The sequence below is a fragment of the Amycolatopsis sp. CB00013 genome, from assembly GCF_001905755.1.
Lineage (GTDB): Bacteria > Actinomycetota > Actinomycetes > Mycobacteriales > Pseudonocardiaceae > Amycolatopsis > Amycolatopsis japonica.
This window is the reverse complement of sequence record NZ_LIWC01000007.1, coordinates 247930-265195: the sequence shown is the minus strand read 5'-3', so window position 1 is coordinate 265195 and position 17266 is coordinate 247930. Positions and strand designations below refer to the sequence as shown.

The following is a 17266-nucleotide window of genomic DNA, read 5'->3' as shown; positions in this document are numbered from 1 at the left end:
CTTCATCCCGATTCCGGGCCTGCCTCCAGCACACAACGCGTGCCGCGGTAGATCGTCGGCATGCATTTGTTGCAGTGGACGCACAAGGATCTGGCGCCATCCCGGAGCCGCAGCGGCAGATCCGGTTCTCGCAGCAGCGCCCGCGCCATCGCGACGAACGCGAAACCGTCCGCCATCGCCCGCTCCATCGTCTCCAACCGCGTGATCCCACCGAGCAGGATCAGCGGCAGGTCCACCGCCGCGCGGAACTGACGCGCCCGATCGAGCAGATAGGCCTCCTGAAACGGATAGCGACGCAGGAAAGCGCCGCCGGCGGCCCGGACGCCCCACCGCATCGGCCTCGGGAACCGTGCGGCGAACTCCCGGATCGGCGCGTCCCCGGTGAACAGGTACATCGGGTTCAGCAGCGAACTACCCGCCGTCAGTTCCAGCGCGTCGAGTGATCCGTCCTCCTCGAGCCACCGCGCGACCTGCACGCTCTCGTCGAGCCAGAACCCGCCCGGCACCCCGTCGTCCATATTGAGCTTCGCCGTCACCCCGATCCGGTCGCCGACCGCGTCGCGGACGGCCCGCGCGATCTCCAGCGCGAGCCGGGCACGATTCTCCAACGGCCCGCCGTAGGAGTCTCGCCTGCGATTCAACCGCGGACTGAGGAACGAGCTGACCAGGTAGTTGTGTCCGAAGTGGATCTCGACGGCGTCGAAGCCCGCCTCGATCGCCAACCGCGCGGCCGTGGCGTGCGCGTCCACGATCCGATCAAGATCTTCCGCGGTGGCCGCCCGGGTCATCCGCATGCCCAGTGGGTTCGGGAACCGCCCCGGCGCCAGCGCGGGCGAGCGGTTCGACGCCGCGTTCGCGACCGGGCCCGCATGCCCGATCTGCGCACTGACCGCCGCGCCCTCGGCGTGCACCGCCTCGGTGAGCCGTCGCAACCCGGGCAACGCCTCCTCCCGCATCCAGATCTGGTGCCGGTCCGTCCGGCCCTCCGGGGAGACCGCGCAGTAGGCGACGGTCGTCATTCCCACGCCACCGCGGGCCACCGTGCGATGGAACTCGATCAGCCGGTCGGTGACCACGGCGTCCGGCGTGACCCCTTCGAAGGTCGCGGCCTTGATGATCCGATTGCGCAGCCGTACCGGCCCCAGCCGCGCGGGCGCGAACACATCGGTCATGACTCCGCCAATCCCGCCGTGACGAAGGCGCGCACGGTCCCGACCGGCACTTCAGCCGGCATCCCGTCGCCGAAGAACTGCAACACCAGCCCGAAAGCGAGCAGCCAACGCTGCGCCGCCTCCGTCTTCGACAGCTCCGGCCGTGCTTCCCGAAGCAGCTCGATCCAGGGCCTCAGCCCGAACCATCGCGAGGTCCACACCGGCTCCTTCCGCTCCAGCACGACCATGGCCAGCAACCGCAACCGCAGCCGCCCGACCGGATCCGCCGCCAGCTCGACGAAGGGGTTCACGACGAGATCGACCAGCTCGGGCACCGTGGGCACCCAGCCTGCCCGCCCGCGTTCGGCGAGCTCGTCCAGCCGCCGCTGCCACACCGGTGCGAGCCGCGTCTCCAGCAGAGCGGCGATCAGCGCGTCCTTCGATCCGAAGTGGTAATGCACCGCGGCCGGGTTCATCCCCGCCGCGCTGTTGATCGCACGGGCCGACACGGCGTCGTAGCCGGATTCCAGGAGCAGCCGCTCGGCAACGGTCAGCAACCGCTCGCGGGTGGTGTCGTCGATACGAGGCACCTTCGCAGCACACCACAGTTCCATCACTGTTTCAATCGCTGATTGACGACACTCTCCTCTATGGACTTCCCTTCACCACCATCGTGCGGTCCTGGCACTCGGACCTGACCGCCGCGCGAGCGTGGCCACGATCGGCGCACCGCCGACGGCGAGGTCGAATCGCACCTTCTTTTCGTCGAGAACCGCGAGCCGCGGACAAACCGCTCTTTGGCTTCCCGCGCACGCCAGAGATCCGCCCGCGCTTCATCCCACTTGCGAAGCCACGTCAACGTGTACCGAAACGCAGTCCGACGCATACCTCGGCAAGCTCCGAGGTGCATATCCGGCTCCTCGCGCAACCACGGCCCTATCACCCAGCCGAACTATTCATTATCACAAGCCGGGTCCACACCGCGCCAAGCCAACCACTCTTCAAACGATTCCTTCAGACTATTACTGACCGCATTGGCCGGACCCGCAGCCAATCCAGCCAAAAGAGTTTCCACTGATTCACGATCTAGATGAAGGGTCAAGAAGACAGCCGGGTCGACAAGTAATGGATCAGAAGCCAACCCTCTACCTTTGATGGCCGAAACCACCTGCGATGCCTCATCAGCAGTTAGATCAGGTAAGTCGATACTCCAGGAGAACTGCTGCTCGACGACATGGCGATCTTCCACCTTCAACATCCAATCTTGTTCAGAAGCGCATCCGTTGTGCCAGAGCGGGTCGACTTCCTCCCTGGATCGTCGACCGAGTTCGTAATCTTCCAGGTACCGCCGTTGTGCAACCCGTCACCACTACCGATGTCCTGAGAAATGAAGGGTCTTACCGTTGGTGAACACAGGCTGACCACGAACACGAAGTGACGTTTTCTTATACCCAAGGTACTTTGCGAGGTCTCCACCTGGCCAGAAGGGGCCCTCCGCGTCGGCCTCGACGGCGGCCGGGGCGAACCGGTCTCGTTTGGCCAGCCGCCGTACCTTCCGCTCGGACATTCCGAGCAGCTGCGCCGCGCCGGCCAGGTCCAGCATCTCCGCGGCAGCACGGGGCTTCACAGGCGCTCACCCTGAACTGGTCGAGGGGCTTGTTGCTGCACGTCGATGTCGGCGTGCACGCGGACCAATGTCTCGTTACTCCCCATGACGATGAGCGAGTTCGGGCGACGGGCTTGTATCGCCTGGTGGTCGGTCTGCGTGATCAGCCGGGCACCACCCCATTCGCTGACCGACTTCCCCGGCCAGGTTACTGGAGCTCGCCGAGTTATCGGGCGTGAGCGGTCAGAGGTGGGCTACGTCGGCCGGTGTCGCAGTGTGCAGCTCGACGGTGCCGAGGTGATCGGGGGTGCTGGTGATGAAGACGGAGTAGCTGTTCCAGAGGGTTTCGATCACCGTGGCCCCGAGTACGTCGGTCCGGGTGCCGGCGACGGGGAGGTCGTCGATCGTGATGGTCACCGGCGTGGCCGTCGCGTCGGCGAGGGCTGTCCGCACCCGCTCGGTTTTCGCGTCCAGGTCAGCACGTGTGGGGGCAGGCGCTCCGTGGTCGCGGGGCGCGGTTCTGGCCAGGAAGTTGTGCAGCTGGATTTCAGCGTTCTCTATCGGACGTCCTCGAGGATCGAGCTGTTCCGCCGGGCGAACGGTTCGGATCATCAGCTTGAGTTTCCGATCTCGATTCGTGTAGCCGAGGCCGATCGCCCACGGCTGGTCGTTGACCTGGTCGGTGCCGACCTCCGCGATCGGGCCCACGCCCATGCCGGTGGACGCCGCGACCACGGGGCCAGGAAACGCGGCGAAATGTTCGCGGGGATGGGGAACGCGAGGAAGTCCCGCGTCCCCCATCGGCCGTTCTTCCATGAGGCGCTCGCTTTCGCTTGCCCGAGCGCCTCATCAGCGCGGGGCGCTCAGTAGATGTAGTCGGGATCGGTCGGCCCGCCGGAGAAGCAGACCGCGCCGTCCACCAAAATAGCAAAATTCGCGAATGGTGTGACAGAGGCAGCCGCGGGACCGACCGTCAGACCGGGCACGAAGCGCTTCAGCTCCACCAAGCCATCGGCGTCGTAGAAACCAGGGAAGTCGTGCTTGGTCGTGCCGCCGGAATCGTCGAGCGTCACCGTCCAGGAAAAGGTGGCTCGTCGACGTACAACATCGACTCTTGCACCCTGCCGGACTCACGCCGGACCGACCATCCGCCAAACGTGGCATAGCCGCGCGAGCTATTTATGCGCTTATTCATTGCATGCCGGACCACTACGATTATCGCGTGCAGGCGCGGGTCAGGCGATGATTTCGTGAGCCCGTCAAATTCATGTCTGCGTCAGGGCGGCATTTTATGTTGCGCACCGCGCGGCTCGCCGTTCACGGCGACGACACGGCGGGCGAAGGAGGGCTTCACGACTCGCTGTCGCCGTGGCTGAACATCGGGAGCGGCGTTACTCCCGGGGTCGGGCCGGCAGCCATCAAGGACAGCTGCCCTTGGTGGTTGCGGACTCGCTCGGCGAAAACGGGACATCCGGCATCGATCAGCGGGCCGGCCAGATCGGCGCGCCCGCCGGCCCGGCCCGGCCGTCGACGAGGACGAAGAACTCGTCGGGCGTGTACACCTCGTAGGGCAGGGAATCGGGGTCCCGCCCGGTCAGGGAGAAACCGTTGTCGCACTGTGGCGTCACCATGATCAGCCTCAAACTCTTGGCATTTCCTCGTCTGTGGGCCATTCGCTGAACCGGACGTCGTGAACGGCGTCGGGAGCGGCGAACTCCAGTAGCCGCAGGGCTTCGGCTTCGATGGCTTCTCGGTCGGTAGCGGAGATCGAGCGCAGCGGGACGACGGTGAGCGCACCTGTGCGGTCCTTCGTCCAGGTCGCGGCCACCGTGCCGTCGACGAGCACGGTGGCCGCGACCGCCGCGCCCTGGCAGACCTGACGCCGGATCGGCTCGGTCATCACCCGCGTGCGGTCGGCGTGGGCGAGCAGGGTCGCGTCGAACTCCGCGAGGAGCCGAACGGGCGCGGGCACGTCCGGCGATGGGATCTCGTGGTCCGGCAGGTCGAACAGCTCGCGCCCCGCTTCGTCGGTGTATGTCCGCAGTTCCGGCCGCAGATGCTCGAAGACCTCACGCAGTCCGCTCACCCCGGACCAAGTCCGGGCGTCGGCGACGGTGGCCGGCCCGAACGCGGCGAGGTAGCGCCGGATCAGCTCGCGCACGTCGTCGGAGGTGGCGGTTTCGGGTACACCGGGGAAGACGGCGAACGGGGTCGCGCCGCGTTTGCCCCACGTTCCGCTCGGGGCGGGGTGCACCAGCGCGAGCAGGTACTGCACGGTCCGGCCGAGTGCCTGCGCGTCGGCGCCCGGCCGGGTTCGCGCGAGCGCCCGCCCCAGCTCGGGCCGGGTGAGGACGCCGCCGTCGAGCAGCTCGGCCGCGTCGGCGACCAGCTCGACGAGGTCGACGCCGGTAGTGCGGCCGCCGAAGGCGTTGCGCTGCACCCGCCGCAGCAGCGGCGCCAGCACCGGCCGGACAAGCCGGAAATCGGCCGCCGACATCAGGTGCTGGGTGGCCCGCATCATCGTGGACCGCACAAGGACACCGCGCTCGATGGCGACGGTGAGATCCTGGATCGCGAATCGTTCGAGCCGGTTCCAGAGCGCGAAATACGCGAGGTCCGGGTCCTGCGCGTTCAGCCCGAAGAGATGCTCGGTCGCCTCGGACACCCCGAGATCGACACGGCCGAGGAGAAGTTGCCTGCTGAGAAGGGCGCGGTTGAGCGCCTGCGGGCTCAGCACCACGGTCCCGCGGGCGCCCATGTCAGCGCACCTTCCGGAAGAACACCCGGACGTCGTCGACCAGCGCGACGGGAGCCTCCATGGCGAGGAAGTGCCCGCCGTGGCCGAGTTCGGTCCAGTGCACGACGTGGTGATCGCGCTCGGCCCAGCGACGGACGGTCACGTCGTGCGCGGACACGAGCACACCGGTGGGCACCGTCGGCGCCGCAGCGCCGCTCCAGTCACCGGATCCCCAGTCACCGGATTCGCCGTCGCTCCAGTCGTTCGCCGAGATCTCCTCGTAGTAGATCTGAGCGGCCGAACCGGCGGTGCCGGTGAACCAGTACAGCGAGACCGTGGCGAGCACGCGATCGCGATCCACGCATTCCTCGGGCAGCGCGTCTTCGGGCATCGTCAGCTCCTTGAACTTCTCCACGATCCACGCGAGCTGACCGGCGGGCGAATCGTGCAGGCCGTAGGCCACCGTCTGCGGACGCTTGGAGTTGCACTGCAGGTAGCCGTCATTGAAGTCCTGCATCGACTCCCAGCGGCGCTGGTCGGCCTCGGGGAGATCGTCCAGTTCGCCCTCGACGCCGATCGGGAACGTGATCATCGCGTTGAGGTGCACGCCGAGCACGTGCCCCGGATCCTGCTTGCCGATCTCCGGCGCGACCCACGAACCCGTGTCGTAGCCGTGCACGCCGTACCGCTCATAGCCGAGCGCGGCCATCAGCCGGGCGAACAGGCCAGCCATCTTCGCGGCGCTCATCCCCGGCCCGGCCAGCGGCGTGGAGAACCCGAACCCCGGCAAGGACGGGATCACCAGGTGGAAGGCATCAGCCGGGTCTCCCCCATGCGCCCGCGGGTCCGAAAGCGGCCCGATCACGTCGAGGAAGTCGGTCACCCCGCCCGGCCACCCGTGCAGCAGGACCAGCGGCGTGGCGTCCCGCTCCGGCGAGCGCACGTGGAGGAAGTGCAGACGCTGACCGTCGATGGTGGTGGCGAACTGCGGATGCGCGTTGATCGCGGCCTCCTGCGCCCGCCAGTCGAAACCGGTGCGCCAGTACTCGGCGAGTCCGGCGAGATAACCGACGGGCACACCCCGGCTCCAGCCGACGTCCGGCAGTTCGCTCGGCCAACGGGTGGCGGCCAGACGCGTGGCGAGATCGTCGAGGTCCGCCTGCGGGATGTCGATCGAGAAAGGGTGGATGTCCTGTGTCATGAGGACCACGCTAGAACCCGGTTAGGACAACTTCGGTCCTAACCGGACGGCAGAATGAAAACCATGCTGGAAACCTCCGCACGACTGCTGAAGCTCCTGTCGCTGCTGCAGACCCAGCGCGACTGGCCGGGTACCGACCTGGCCGAACGCCTCGGCGTCACCACGCGGACCGTGCGACGGGACGTCGAACGCCTGCGGGAACTCGGCTACCCGGTGCACGCGCTCCAAGGCACACCCGGCTACCGGCTCGGCGCGGGCGCGTCCCTGCCACCGCTGCTGCTCGACGACGACGAAGCCGTCGCGGTGGCCGTCGGACTGCGCACCGCCACGAGCAGCTCGGTCACCGGTATCGAGGAGACGGCGTTGCGCGCGCTCACCAAACTGGAGCAGGTGCTGCCGTCACGGCTTCGGCATCGGGTGAACACACTCCAGACCGCGACCGTGCGCGCCGGGGTGGCGCCCGGCCCGCAGATCTCTGCGGACACGCTGATGACCATCGCGAACGCGTGCCGCCGCCACGAACGCCTGCGCTTCGACTACCTCAGCCCGCGCGGCGGCGCCTCCCGGCGGCATGCCGAGCCCTACCGCCTGGTCCACTTCGGCAGGCACTGGTACCTCGTCGCCTTCGACGTCGACCGCGACGACTGGCGCACCTTCCGCGTCGACCGCCTCACCCCGCGGCCGCCCGCCGGCGCCCGGTTCACACCCCGCGAGCCGCCGTTCGACGACGTCGCGGCCTACCTGGCGCAGCAGCTCTCCGCGCGCGCCTGGCCGTGCCAGGCGACGGTCGAACTGCACGAATCGGCCGACGCGGTGGCCGACCGGGTGTGGCCGGGGATGGGCGCCGTCGAGGCCGTCGACGAGCACCGCTGTCTCCTGCACCTCGGCGCTCCGACGACGTCCGACCTGGTGTGGATGATCACCTCGGTGCAGACCGACTTCACCCTGGCCAGCGGACCGCCGGAACTCGAAGGCGCGCTCCGACAGCAGGCGCAACGGTGTCTGCGCGCGATCGAGGCTTGACCGTGCGCTGTCGCAAAGGCTCACCAGAATGTCGTCGATGACATCCACACGACATGGCCGGCGAGATAACGGCGCGAATTGTGAGCCCTGCACAAGCGCCCGGCAAACGCGGGCTCACAGCCACAAGAATCAAACCGATGTTCCACCGGTGGCCGCGGAGGCGATGTCGGATTCCCCGTCGGCGCTGGGGTTCGAGCCGAACCAGTCGAGGCAGACGACCATGGCGTCGTCGGCGGCCAGCCCGCCGTGACGCCGGTCGTGCAGTTCGGCGAGAACGGCGCTCGGAACATGCGCCGCGGGCAGATCCGCGGTCGCGAGGATGGCCTGGCTCAGTTCGCGGTCGCCGTAGAGTTCTCCGTGGGGTCCGGCCGCGTTGTACACGCCGTCGCTGACGAAGACGAACCGGTCGCCCGGCAGGGCCTGCAGGGTTTCGGCGGTGTAGAGGGTGTCTTCGAAGGTGCCGAGGGGAAGCTGTTCGTCGAAGTGGACACGTTCCGCTTTGCCATCGCGTAGCCGCCAGAGGCGAGGCGAGCCCGCGTCGACCGCGGTGATCTCACCGTTCGCGAGGTCGAATTCCAACAGGAGCGTGGCGACGTGCTCTTGGCCGCGATGCTGTGCGTAGATGGCCTGGTCGGCGAGTTCCGCCTGAGCGTCGAGGGGAATCCCTGCGCGGCGGGCGTTGCGCAGCGCGTTGACGGCGAGGTTGGTCAGCAAGGCGGCGCTGCTGCCTTCACCCATGCCGTTGACCAGTGTGACCGCCAAGGTGCGGGCGGAGGCCGACCAGTCGAAGCAGTCGCCGTAGATGGCGTAGGCGGGTTCCAGTTGACCACCGAGTGCGAATTCGGGCCGGCTGCACGCGCGGCCGGGGAGCAGCTGCCACTGCATCTCCGCGGCGAGCGTCAGCCGGGACGAGCGGCGGGCCTGCACGTACAGATCGGTGTCACGGTCGGCGACGAAGACCTCGTGCCCGAGCGCCTCGGCGAACCGGCCGAGTTCGGCCCATACCGGCGGTTCCGGCTCTTCGGGCAGTGTGACGGCCAGGACGCCGAGCCGGTCGCCGCGGACGGTGACCGGGAGGTTTGCGCGGATACCGTCTTCGGCGGGTTCGAATGTCGCCGACTGGCTGGTGAAGGCCTCGCCCGCCGCGGTGCCGGCGACCGGCATCGGCTCGGTCGTGTACGGCAGGACGGTCACTCGGCGCAGTTCGGTGAGGCTGTAGTCGGCCATCAGCAGTTCGACGTCGCCTGCGCCGAAGTGTTCGCTCAACGCCGCGCGCAGCCCGTCGAGCAGCGCATGAGGCTGGACGCCCCGCAGGACACGCTCGACTGCCAAGGATCTGTCCACCGGGTTGCCTTCCGCTCGCCCGAAACCCGGCCCTCGGATCGAGCACGCGGGAATGAGTCCGCACCGCTCCGTCGGACCGGTCGCAGGACGTGCCGCGGTGAGCTGAGCTGACAGTTCAGCATAAGGATGCGAGAGTGGGGCTGTGAATCGGTCCTCCGAGCCGCCCGGCACCGAGACGGTGGCGGCGGCCGTGACCGAGACGGCCGAGCTGCTCGAGATCATGTTCGAGCGGGCTCGCGAGGCGTCACCGCGTCCGCTGTCGACGTCCCAGGTACGCGCGGTCGTGGCGCTCGATCACCACGACGGCCTGAACCTGCGCGCCCTCGCCGACGTCCTCGGCTCCACCCCGCCGCTGGTGAGTCGCCTGTGCGACCGGCTGGAGGCCGTCGGGTTCCTCGAACGGCTCCCCAGTTCGGCCAGCCGCCGCGAAATCACGCTGCGGCTCAGCGACCGTGGCCGCGCGTATCTGCAGGACCTGCGGGCCCGGCGACGGGAAAGCCTGCAGGCCGTACTGGCGAAACTCACCCCCGAAACCAGAGCGGCGCTCGCCACGGGCCTCCGGGAATTCCGTGAGGCCGCGGCAGGCGACTAGGTCCGGGTATGGCGCAACCGGTTCTCTCCAGTAGGCTAACTATTGTCATATGACAACGGTTGCTGGATATCGGACGGCGACCCGGAGCCCCTGGGAGGCCTCAGTGCTGAGGACGGACGACTCCGCCGTCCGAGACCTGCTGTCACGGATCTTCGGTGAAGACCAAGACGAGCTGGTCGACGAGTGGGTCCGATGGCAGCTGGCCGACTCGTCGGCCCGGCTCGACGAGACCGCGCTGCGGCGCGAGGCGACCGAACTACTGGGAGCACTCCGTGAAGCACTCGCCATCGGGACGCCGCTGAGCCAGATCATCGAGCGCGACCAGGCGGTCCGCTCCGCCCTGCGCGGGCTTTCCGAACGGCGCGCTCGTGCGGGTACCGCGCCGGCCCTCACGGCCACGGCGATCCTCGCGCTGAAGCACACGACCATGGCCGCGGTCGAACGCCGGAGCGGGGACCCCGCGCTGCGCTATGAGGTGTCACTGCTGGTCAACCAGCTCTTGGACGCCGCGAGCCTGCTCACCTTCTCGGTGTACGTCGAAGGGCGCGAGGAGATCATCCGCCGCCAGCACCAGCAGATGCTGGAGCTGTCCACCCCGGTGGTGCGCCTGTGGCGGCAAGTGCTGGCCGTCCCCCTGATCGGCACCCTCGACAGCGCCCGCACCCAGGTCGTGATGAACAGCCTGCTGGAGGCGATCCAAACCCACGAAGCCCGCGTGGCGATCATCGACATCACCGGCGTGTCCACAGTGGACACCGCGGTGGCGCAGCATCTGCTTCAGACGGTCAGTGCGGTACGGCTCATGGGCGCCGAATGCCTGATCAGCGGTGTCCGTCCGTCTATCGCGCAGACCGTCACCCAGCTCGGCATCGATCTCTCCCACATCGTGACCCGCGGCTCGCTGGCCGACGCCCTCGCCGCCGCGCTGGAGCTGCTCGGCGACCGCACCGCCGCGGTGACGGGATGACGGCCGACGCGGGCCTGCCGATCCTGCGGCTCGGCGACATCCTGATCAGCGGGCTGCTGTCCGACCTGGACGACACCACCGCGTTGCGGTTCACCGACGAACTCACCACCCGGATCTCCGACGAAAGCATCCGCGGGGTCATCCTCGACATCTCCCGGCTGGAGATCATCGATTCCTTCGTCGCCCGAGTGCTGATGCAGCTGGCCGCCACCGGACGGCTGCTCGGGGCCCGGATGATCGTCGCCGGCATGCGCCCCGCGGTCGCGATCACCCTGTCCGAACTCGGCCTGCGGCTCACCGGCGTCCAGACCGCGCTCAACGCCGAACAGGCCATGGAACTGCTGGGGTGGCGCCGCCCCGCCGAGGCCGCCGAAGAGGCGCCTCATGCTTCCTGACGAGCTCACCGGTTCCGGGCACGACATCCCCGCGCGCGAACACGCGGTCCGCGCCGAGGAAGACCTTCTCACCGCCCGCCACGCCGTGCGGGCCTGCGCGGTCGCGGTGGGCTTCTCCATCGTCGACCAGACGAAAATCGTCACCGCGGCCAGTGAGCTGGTCCGCAACGCCTACATCCATGGTGGCGGGGGCTCGATGACGATCACCGTCGTACGAAATGGCCGGGTCGGCCTGAAGCTGACCGTGCGCGACGAAGGCCCCGGAATCGCCGACGTCGAGCAGGCCATGGCCGACGGGTTCAGCACCGGCGCCGGTCTCGGGCACGGCCTCGGCGGAACCAGGCGCCTCGTCGACGAGTTCACCATCGACGCCGCTCCCGGACGTGGTACCACGGTCACGATCGTGCGCTGGAAGCCATGACCATCACCGTCGCGGACCTCACCCGCCAGATCCGCATCGACCACATCAGCGCGGTCTACACGGCAGCGCGCGTCGCCCGGGAGGTCGCCGCGGAAACGGGACTGCCCGAGGTACTGACCGAGCGCGCGGCCGTCATCGCCTCCGAACTGGCGGGCAACATCGACAAGCACGCCACCGACGGCACGGTCTTCATCCACCGCTCCCTCGCCGGAGACGGCGTGGACATCTACGCCGCGGACTCCGGACCGGGCATGGCCGATCTGGACCACTGGCGCATCGACGGCCACAGCACGACCGCGACGCTCGGCACGGGCCTCGGCGCCGTCGGCAGGCTGGCCGCCGAGTTCCGGATCCGGTCGGCGGCAGGCTCTGGCACCACCGCGGCGGCACGAACGCTGATCACCGGCACGAACGCCACGGCTGTCGCTCATGTCCGCCTGGCGTGCGAAGGCGAAGACCGGTGCGGCGACGGCCTGGCGCTAGCCGATCTGCCCGGCGCCCGGACCATCGCCGTCGTGGACGGCCTCGGCCACGGCCCCGCCGCGGGCGACGCGGCGGTGGCCGCGATCGACGTCTTCCGCCGCAACCCGGGCCGCCCGCTCCGCGATCACCTCACCGCCATGCACCGGTCGCTGCGGCAGACCCGCGGCGCGGCCGTCGCGCTCGCCCGGATCTCCGGCGGCCTGCTCGAATTCTGCGGCGTCGGGAACATCGGCGGCATGGTGCTGATGCCGGGACAGAGCCGGCCGCTGCTCAGCATGCCCGGCATCGTCGGTTTCACCCTGCCGGACACCCACGTCCGGACCGTGGACCTGCCCGAACACCACGTCCTCGTCCTGCACACCGACGGAATCGGCAGCGGCTGGCGCGGCGCCGCACCCCTCGGCCCGCTCCCGGTCCCGGCACTCCTCGCCGCCGACCTCGCCCACCGGCACCGCGACCCCCACGACGACGCCACCCTGATCGCGGTCGGCTCCGGAACGGGCACGCCATGACGTACTCCCCCATCGCCCGGCTACGCCATCGCCTTCGCGAAGCCTGCGCCGCCGCGGGGGTCACCACCGACGACCGCGCCAAACTGGTCCTCGCGGTGACCCTGCTCGCCGAGCGAGCGGAGCACCCGCCCGAGCTGTCGACCCACGCGGGCAACGGCAGGCTGGCCGTCACCCTCCGGTTGCCCGGTCTGGTCGGCCAGGACCACCGCAACGCCCTGCCTCTGCTGCCCGACGCCGGCGACAGCGCGGTCCTCACCTGGCACCTCCCCGCCGTCCACGACGCGGCGACGGTTCCCGTCGACGACGAACTGGCCACCCGCGAGGAAATGCTCGCGCTCATCGCCCGCGCCGACACCCTCACCCAGGAGCAGCGCGAACTCAAACACGAACTCGCCGAAACCAACAGCGGCGTGCTCGCCATGTACGTCGAACTCGAGGAACGGGACGAACGACTCCGGCAGGCCCACGCGGTGATCTTCCGCGAACTCGAAGACGCGCTGCGCCCGCCGCCACCACACGTGGACGCTTTCGACCTGGCCGTGCACTACGCGCCCAGCGAACCGGATTCCCCGACCGGCGGCGATCTCTACGACTGGTTCGTGCTGCCCGACGGGACCGTGCACATCACCCTCGTCGACGCCGTCGGCCACGGCGTCACCTCGACCCGGCACGCACTGACCGTCACCCACGCCATCCGCACACTGGCGCTGGAAGGCCATCCCCTCCACGACCTGATCGCCCGCGCCGCCGGCACTTTGGCGACCATCGAGCCCGGCCTGATGGCGACCGTGCTGCTCGCCCGGCTCGACCCGGCGACCGGCGACGTCACCGTCGCCAACGGCAGCCATCCGCGCCCGGTCCTCGTCACCGCCGCGGGCGACACCGAACTCCTGGTGCCTTCCATCGTCGGGAGAGGTATCGGATTTCCCGACCCTGGCAACGGAAGCCTGGTCGGCCGCACCCTCGCCGCGGGCGACCTGCTCCTCCTGTACACCGACGGCTTGACCGAAAGCCGCAAGAACCATCAGGAAGGCGAAGGCCGGCTGCTGGCCGCGGCACGCCGCCACGCCGGAGAATCCACGGCGACCATCCCCGGTGCTCTCGCCGCCGAGATGCACGACATCGTCCTGCACGCCGACGACACCGTCGTCATCGCGATCAGACGCAAGCCGGCACCGTAGCTCCTGAGCCGAGCCCGCGGATGAAGGTGACGCGCCGCCCCTTGGAGTTTGCCTTTGCTCGCCTCGGGGTACTGGATTCAGTGCGCGATGTTTCCGATCAGAAGTCTAGAACGAGGCGGTGGGACGGATGTCGACGCAGCCGGGGACAACTGAGCGCAACGAGCCGAATCCGGGCGACGTGATCTTCGATCTGGACACGACCGCTACCAGGGACGTCCGCCATGGCGTCCGGCGGATGCTGTGCCGCTACCGGGGACTCGCCGTGGACGATGCGGTTCTGGTGGCGGACGAACTGATCAGCAACGCCCACCGGCACGGTGACGCGCCCCGCGTCTGCCGTCTCGGACTCACGCATCAGGGCCGGTACGTGCGGATCGAGGTCGACGACGCATCGCCGCGTCAGCCGCAGAGGCGGACCCCGGACGGTTCCGGCGGGCGTGGCTTGCTGCTGATCGACCGGCTCTCCTCCACCTGGGGCGTGCAGAACTTCGCCGACCACAAAACCGTGTGGGTCGAACTCGCGTTGCACCGCGGGGGAAACAGCGGTCACGCGCCGCACTTGTCGACGGCACGCACCTGGCACGGCGAGGACTAGCCGTGCGCCGCGGAACGGGCGAAATCCGGACCGGCGTCGCATCTCGTGGCATCGCCGGTCCGGTACCGTCGATCCTCGTGAGTCACCCGTCCCAGGCCGAACCGCCACCACCCGACTTGGACATCGTCCGCCGCGTCGTGAGCGGGGGCGTCGTGGTCGCGGTGACCGGTGAGGTCGACACCGAGGCCGCGCCGGCATTGCGCACGGCGGTCATGTCCGCGATCGACGACACCGCCGGTACCTGTGTTCTGGATCTGACCACAGTGGACTTCCTCGACTCCGCCGGCCTTGCCACGCTGATCACCACCGACGCGTACGCGAAAGAACAAGGAAAATCACTTCGCATCGCCGTGGACTCCAACAGCCCCGTGATCCGGCCCATCGAAATCACCGGACTAGACATCGTGCTGAGGCTCTACCACACCGTCGACGAAGCCCTCCAAGCCTCGAACCGACGCTGACAGTCCAGTCCCACGAACGATCAGCGACGTCGAATCACTTGGCTCCGTCGCTGTCGCCGTCATCACGACTTGTTCGATGTTCCGCCGGGTGCGGACCGAACACCACTCGCCGGAGTCGATTTCAAGCGCGGCAGGATGTCTAGCCTCCCGACGCTGACAGTCCACTTCGGACTTTCAGATCAGGTGACCCGGGCTCGGAGTCAACGCGATCAGCATCATCTCGGGCGAACGGGACGGGAAGGCGGAAGAACTCTGGGGGTTCCTGGGTGGACTTGGGGGCTCGTTGCCGGGAAATGGCGACGGGGCTCGCGTGGCCGACTTCGCGACGTGACCGCTTTGGACGGTTGCCGGAAAACGGCAACACGCCAAGACACCTCACCAGTTCCGCACTCCGGGCGCATACCCCGCAGGCTTGTCCCCGACCTTCACCCCCAGGCGACACCACCCAATTCCGGTACTCGGCCTGCTCGCCCCGACGATCGCGGCCGCGACACCCGGCCGCGTCGCGGCGCGAGAAAAACATGAACTTGACTCACATTGTGTCTGCCGTCACCATCATCCCGATGGACTCCCACCGTGGGGCGCGCACAGGAGGTTCTCGATGAGACGGCTTCGCAGGGTCCTGTCACTCGCGATGGCCGCGCTGGCCGCCATCGCGCTCGTCGTCGGCGTCACGCCGACGTCGTCGGCCGCGTCGAACTGGTGGGAGCCGCCGAACCGGCCCAGTCCGGACAGCGAGATCGGCGCGACCGGCGCCCCGTTCACCGGCGCTCAAGGCGGGGAGGTCCGCGGCTTCGTCGACGGCCACAACCACATACTCGCCAACGAGGGCTTCGGCGGCAGGCTGATCTGCGGCAAACCGTTCTCGCCCGCGGGCGTCGCCGACGCGCTGAAGGACTGCCCCGAGCACTACCCCGACGGCAGGGGCGCCACCTTCGAGAACCTCACGGCCGATCCGGACGGGCACCACGACCCGGTCGGCTGGCCGTCCTTCAAGGAATGGCCGACCCACAAGTCGCTGACGCATCAGCAGAACTACTACGCCTGGATCGAGCGGGCGTGGCGCGGCGGGCTGCGCATCATGGTCAACGACCTGGTCTCCAACGGCGTCCTGTGCGCCTTGCCGATCATGCCCAAGGACCGCGGCTGCGACGAGATGGACGCCATCCGGCTCCAAGCACGCAAGTCCTGGGAGATGCAGGACTACATCGACGGCATCTACGGCGGCCCCGGCAAGGGCTTCTTCCGGATCGTCACCAGCCCGGAGCAGGCCCGCCAAGTGGTGATGGACGGCAAGCTGGCGATCATCCTCGGGGTGGAGACCTCGGAACCCTTCGGCTGCAAGATGATCATGGACGTCGCGCAGTGCTCCGCCGCGCAGATCGACGCCGGGATCAACGAGCTGTACTCGCTCGGCGTGCGCAGCATGTTCCTGTGCCACAAGTTCGACAACGGCCTGTGCGGCGTGCGCTTCGACTCGGGAACCACCGGCCAGATCCTCCAGGCCGGTCAGTTCTCCTGCTGCGCCACCACGTGGACGACCGAGGTGTGCCCGGGTCCGCAGCAGGACAACCCGATCGCGGGCAGCGACCCGGCCAAGCGCTGCAACACCCGAGGGCTCACCCGCCTCGGCGAACACGCCCTGCGCCGCATGATGGAACGGAACATGATGGTCGAGCTCGACCATATGAGCGTCAAGGCGGCCGCGCGCACCCTGGACATCCTCGAAGCGGAGAACTACCCGGGCGTGCTGTCCACACACAGCTGGATGGACGCGGGCTGGTCCGAGCGGGTGTACAAACTGGGCGGATTCATCACCGGCTACGACAACGGCTCGGAGAGCTTCGTCAACGAGTGGCGGCGTAACAAGGCCCTGCGCGACCAGTACAAGGTCGGCTACGGCTTCGGTGCCGACATGAACGGTGTCGGCGGCTGGCCCGCGCCGCGCACCGGCGCGAGCAACCCGGTGGTCTACCCGTATCGCACCTTCGACGGCGCCACGACGATGGACCGGCAGAAGACCGGCGAACGGGTCTGGGACGTCAACGTCGACGGCGCCGCGCACTACGGTCTGATCCCGGACTGGATCGAGGACGTCCGCATGGTCGGCGGGCAGGCTGTCATCGACGACCTCGCGAAAGGAGCGGAGTCGTACCTGAAGACTTGGGAGGCCACCACCGCGCATCGTCTCGGCACCGACCTCGCCCACGCGAAGCCGGCCACGGCCAGTTCGACGGAGTGGAACCCGTTCGTGAACCTGTCACCATCGCGCGCCGTCGACGGCGACCGTTCCACCCGGTGGTCCAGCTCCTGGAACGACGGGCAGTGGTACTACGTCGATCTCGGCTCCGAGCGGAATGTCGGCCGGGTGACCATCGACTGGGAGGCGGCATACGCGTCCGAGTATCGTATCGAGGCATGGAGTGAAGCAAGCGGCACCTGGCAGACGGCCTGGTCGACCACCGCCGGAGACGGCGGCATCGACACCGCACGGTTCGAGCCGGTCACCACGCGCTGGGTGCGCTTCGTCGGCGTCAAGCGAGCCACCCGCTACTGCTTCTCCTTCTGGGAGTTCGGCGTCTTCGCCTCGTAGCGTT

20 protein-coding genes are annotated in these 17266 nt (G+C 68.5%); 10 read left to right on the top strand and 10 right to left on the bottom strand.

Annotation, left to right across the window (positions count from 1 at the left end; genetic code table 11):
• Positions 1-2: 2 nt before the first annotated feature.
• From AMK34_RS38140 to AMK34_RS38110, 9 genes are all read right to left on the bottom strand, one after another.
• On the bottom strand, positions 3-1172 hold the full coding sequence (locus AMK34_RS38140) for an NADH:flavin oxidoreductase (protein ID WP_073848597.1): 1170 nt from the start codon (positions 1170-1172) through the stop codon (positions 3-5).
• Positions 1169-1741 (bottom strand): TetR/AcrR family transcriptional regulator, encoded by a 573-nt coding sequence (locus AMK34_RS38135; RefSeq protein WP_073848971.1) that lies wholly within the window; start codon positions 1739-1741, stop codon positions 1169-1171. The genes AMK34_RS38140 and AMK34_RS38135 overlap by 4 nt, the downstream gene beginning before the upstream one ends.
• A 362-nt stretch (positions 1742-2103) precedes the next feature.
• Entirely contained in the window at positions 2104-2409 is a 306-nt protein-coding gene (locus AMK34_RS42905) for a hypothetical protein (RefSeq protein ID WP_143202743.1), read from the bottom strand.
• Positions 2403-2576, bottom strand: a complete 174-nt coding sequence (locus AMK34_RS43995; RefSeq protein WP_443111220.1) for a toxin C-terminal domain-containing protein — start codon at positions 2574-2576, stop codon at positions 2403-2405. Before AMK34_RS43995 ends, AMK34_RS42905 begins: the two co-directional genes overlap by 7 nt.
• A gap of 424 nt (positions 2577-3000) precedes the next feature.
• A complete protein-coding gene (locus AMK34_RS38125) occupies positions 3001-3573 on the bottom strand; it encodes a hypothetical protein (RefSeq protein WP_143202742.1) in 573 nt (190 codons plus the stop codon).
• A gap of 47 nt (positions 3574-3620) precedes the next feature.
• Entirely contained in the window at positions 3621-3830 is a 210-nt protein-coding gene (locus tag AMK34_RS38120) for a hypothetical protein (protein ID WP_073848593.1), read from the bottom strand.
• A 408-nt stretch (positions 3831-4238) separates the two neighbouring features.
• The gene (locus tag AMK34_RS43660) at positions 4239-4388 is read right to left on the bottom strand and encodes a hypothetical protein (protein WP_158073318.1); all 150 of its coding nucleotides are present in this window, start codon (positions 4386-4388) and stop codon (positions 4239-4241) included.
• A gap of 8 nt (positions 4389-4396) precedes the next feature.
• Positions 4397-5515, bottom strand: a complete 1119-nt coding sequence (locus tag AMK34_RS38115) for a winged helix DNA-binding domain-containing protein (RefSeq protein ID WP_073848591.1) — start codon at positions 5513-5515, stop codon at positions 4397-4399.
• Position 5516: 1 nt separating this feature from the next.
• The gene (locus tag AMK34_RS38110) at positions 5517-6695 is read right to left on the bottom strand and encodes an epoxide hydrolase family protein (RefSeq protein WP_073848590.1); all 1179 of its coding nucleotides are present in this window, start codon (positions 6693-6695) and stop codon (positions 5517-5519) included.
• Positions 6696-6758: 63 nt separating this feature from the next.
• Here AMK34_RS38110 and AMK34_RS38105 point away from each other — a divergent pair, with 63 nt between their 5' ends.
• Positions 6759-7718, top strand: a complete 960-nt coding sequence (locus AMK34_RS38105; RefSeq protein ID WP_073848589.1) for a helix-turn-helix transcriptional regulator — start codon at positions 6759-6761, stop codon at positions 7716-7718.
• A gap of 129 nt (positions 7719-7847) precedes the next feature.
• Here AMK34_RS38105 and AMK34_RS38100 read toward each other — a convergent pair whose 3' ends face one another.
• Positions 7848-9062 (bottom strand): PP2C family protein-serine/threonine phosphatase, encoded by a 1215-nt coding sequence (locus AMK34_RS38100; protein WP_073848588.1) that lies wholly within the window; start codon positions 9060-9062, stop codon positions 7848-7850.
• A 142-nt stretch (positions 9063-9204) separates the two neighbouring features.
• On the opposite strand from AMK34_RS38100, the gene AMK34_RS38095 reads away from it, so the two are divergent.
• The 9 genes from AMK34_RS38095 to AMK34_RS38055 all read left to right on the top strand — a co-directional run bounded on the left by AMK34_RS38095 (position 9205) and on the right by AMK34_RS38055 (position 17262).
• Positions 9205-9654, top strand: a complete 450-nt coding sequence (locus AMK34_RS38095; RefSeq protein WP_228694912.1) for a MarR family transcriptional regulator — start codon at positions 9205-9207, stop codon at positions 9652-9654.
• Positions 9655-9757: 103 nt separating this feature from the next.
• Positions 9758-10621: an STAS domain-containing protein gene (locus AMK34_RS38090; protein ID WP_038510657.1), complete on the top strand. Its 864-nt coding sequence runs from the start codon at positions 9758-9760 to the stop codon at positions 10619-10621.
• Positions 10618-11016: an STAS domain-containing protein gene (locus AMK34_RS38085; protein ID WP_038510654.1), complete on the top strand. Its 399-nt coding sequence runs from the start codon at positions 10618-10620 to the stop codon at positions 11014-11016. The genes AMK34_RS38090 and AMK34_RS38085 overlap by 4 nt, the downstream gene beginning before the upstream one ends.
• The gene (locus AMK34_RS38080; protein WP_038510651.1) at positions 11006-11437 is read left to right on the top strand and encodes an anti-sigma regulatory factor; all 432 of its coding nucleotides are present in this window, start codon (positions 11006-11008) and stop codon (positions 11435-11437) included. Before AMK34_RS38085 ends, AMK34_RS38080 begins: the two co-directional genes overlap by 11 nt.
• Complete coding sequence (locus tag AMK34_RS38075) at positions 11434-12432, top strand: ATP-binding protein (RefSeq protein WP_073848587.1); 999 nt, start codon at positions 11434-11436, stop codon at positions 12430-12432. The genes AMK34_RS38080 and AMK34_RS38075 overlap by 4 nt, the downstream gene beginning before the upstream one ends.
• Entirely contained in the window at positions 12429-13613 is a 1185-nt protein-coding gene (locus AMK34_RS38070) for a PP2C family protein-serine/threonine phosphatase (RefSeq protein ID WP_073848586.1), read from the top strand. The genes AMK34_RS38075 and AMK34_RS38070 overlap by 4 nt, the downstream gene beginning before the upstream one ends.
• A 127-nt stretch (positions 13614-13740) precedes the next feature.
• Positions 13741-14208 (top strand): ATP-binding protein, encoded by a 468-nt coding sequence (locus tag AMK34_RS42895; protein ID WP_073848585.1) that lies wholly within the window; start codon positions 13741-13743, stop codon positions 14206-14208.
• Between the two features lie 77 nt (positions 14209-14285).
• Complete coding sequence (locus AMK34_RS43065) at positions 14286-14669, top strand: STAS domain-containing protein (RefSeq protein ID WP_158073317.1); 384 nt, start codon at positions 14286-14288, stop codon at positions 14667-14669.
• A 601-nt stretch (positions 14670-15270) separates the two neighbouring features.
• Complete coding sequence (locus AMK34_RS38055) at positions 15271-17262, top strand: discoidin domain-containing protein (protein WP_073848583.1); 1992 nt, start codon at positions 15271-15273, stop codon at positions 17260-17262.
• The last annotated feature ends 4 nt before the right edge of the window (positions 17263-17266 follow it).

Excerpts from the sequence above, each read along its gene's own strand:
- AMK34_RS38140 (WP_073848597.1), bottom strand. The coding sequence starts at position 1,172 with ATGACCGATGTGTTCGCGCCCGCGCGGCTGGGGCCGGTACGGCTGCGC.
- AMK34_RS42905 (WP_143202743.1), bottom strand. The coding sequence starts at position 2,409 with ATGTTGAAGGTGGAAGATCGCCATGTCGTCGAGCAGCAGTTCTCCTGG.
- AMK34_RS38125 (WP_143202742.1), bottom strand. The coding sequence starts at position 3,573 with ATGGAAGAACGGCCGATGGGGGACGCGGGACTTCCTCGCGTTCCCCAT.
- AMK34_RS43660 (WP_158073318.1), bottom strand. The coding sequence starts at position 4,388 with ATGGTGACGCCACAGTGCGACAACGGTTTCTCCCTGACCGGGCGGGAC.
- AMK34_RS38115 (WP_073848591.1), bottom strand. The coding sequence starts at position 5,515 with ATGGGCGCCCGCGGGACCGTGGTGCTGAGCCCGCAGGCGCTCAACCGC.
- AMK34_RS38110 (WP_073848590.1), bottom strand. The coding sequence starts at position 6,695 with ATGACACAGGACATCCACCCTTTCTCGATCGACATCCCGCAGGCGGAC.
- AMK34_RS38105 (WP_073848589.1), top strand. The coding sequence starts at position 6,759 with ATGCTGGAAACCTCCGCACGACTGCTGAAGCTCCTGTCGCTGCTGCAG.
- AMK34_RS38085 (WP_038510654.1), top strand. The coding sequence starts at position 10,618 with ATGACGGCCGACGCGGGCCTGCCGATCCTGCGGCTCGGCGACATCCTG.
- AMK34_RS38080 (WP_038510651.1), top strand. The coding sequence starts at position 11,006 with ATGCTTCCTGACGAGCTCACCGGTTCCGGGCACGACATCCCCGCGCGC.
- AMK34_RS38075 (WP_073848587.1), top strand. The coding sequence starts at position 11,434 with ATGACCATCACCGTCGCGGACCTCACCCGCCAGATCCGCATCGACCAC.
- AMK34_RS38070 (WP_073848586.1), top strand. The coding sequence starts at position 12,429 with ATGACGTACTCCCCCATCGCCCGGCTACGCCATCGCCTTCGCGAAGCC.
- AMK34_RS42895 (WP_073848585.1), top strand. The coding sequence starts at position 13,741 with ATGTCGACGCAGCCGGGGACAACTGAGCGCAACGAGCCGAATCCGGGC.
- AMK34_RS38055 (WP_073848583.1), top strand. The coding sequence starts at position 15,271 with ATGAGACGGCTTCGCAGGGTCCTGTCACTCGCGATGGCCGCGCTGGCC.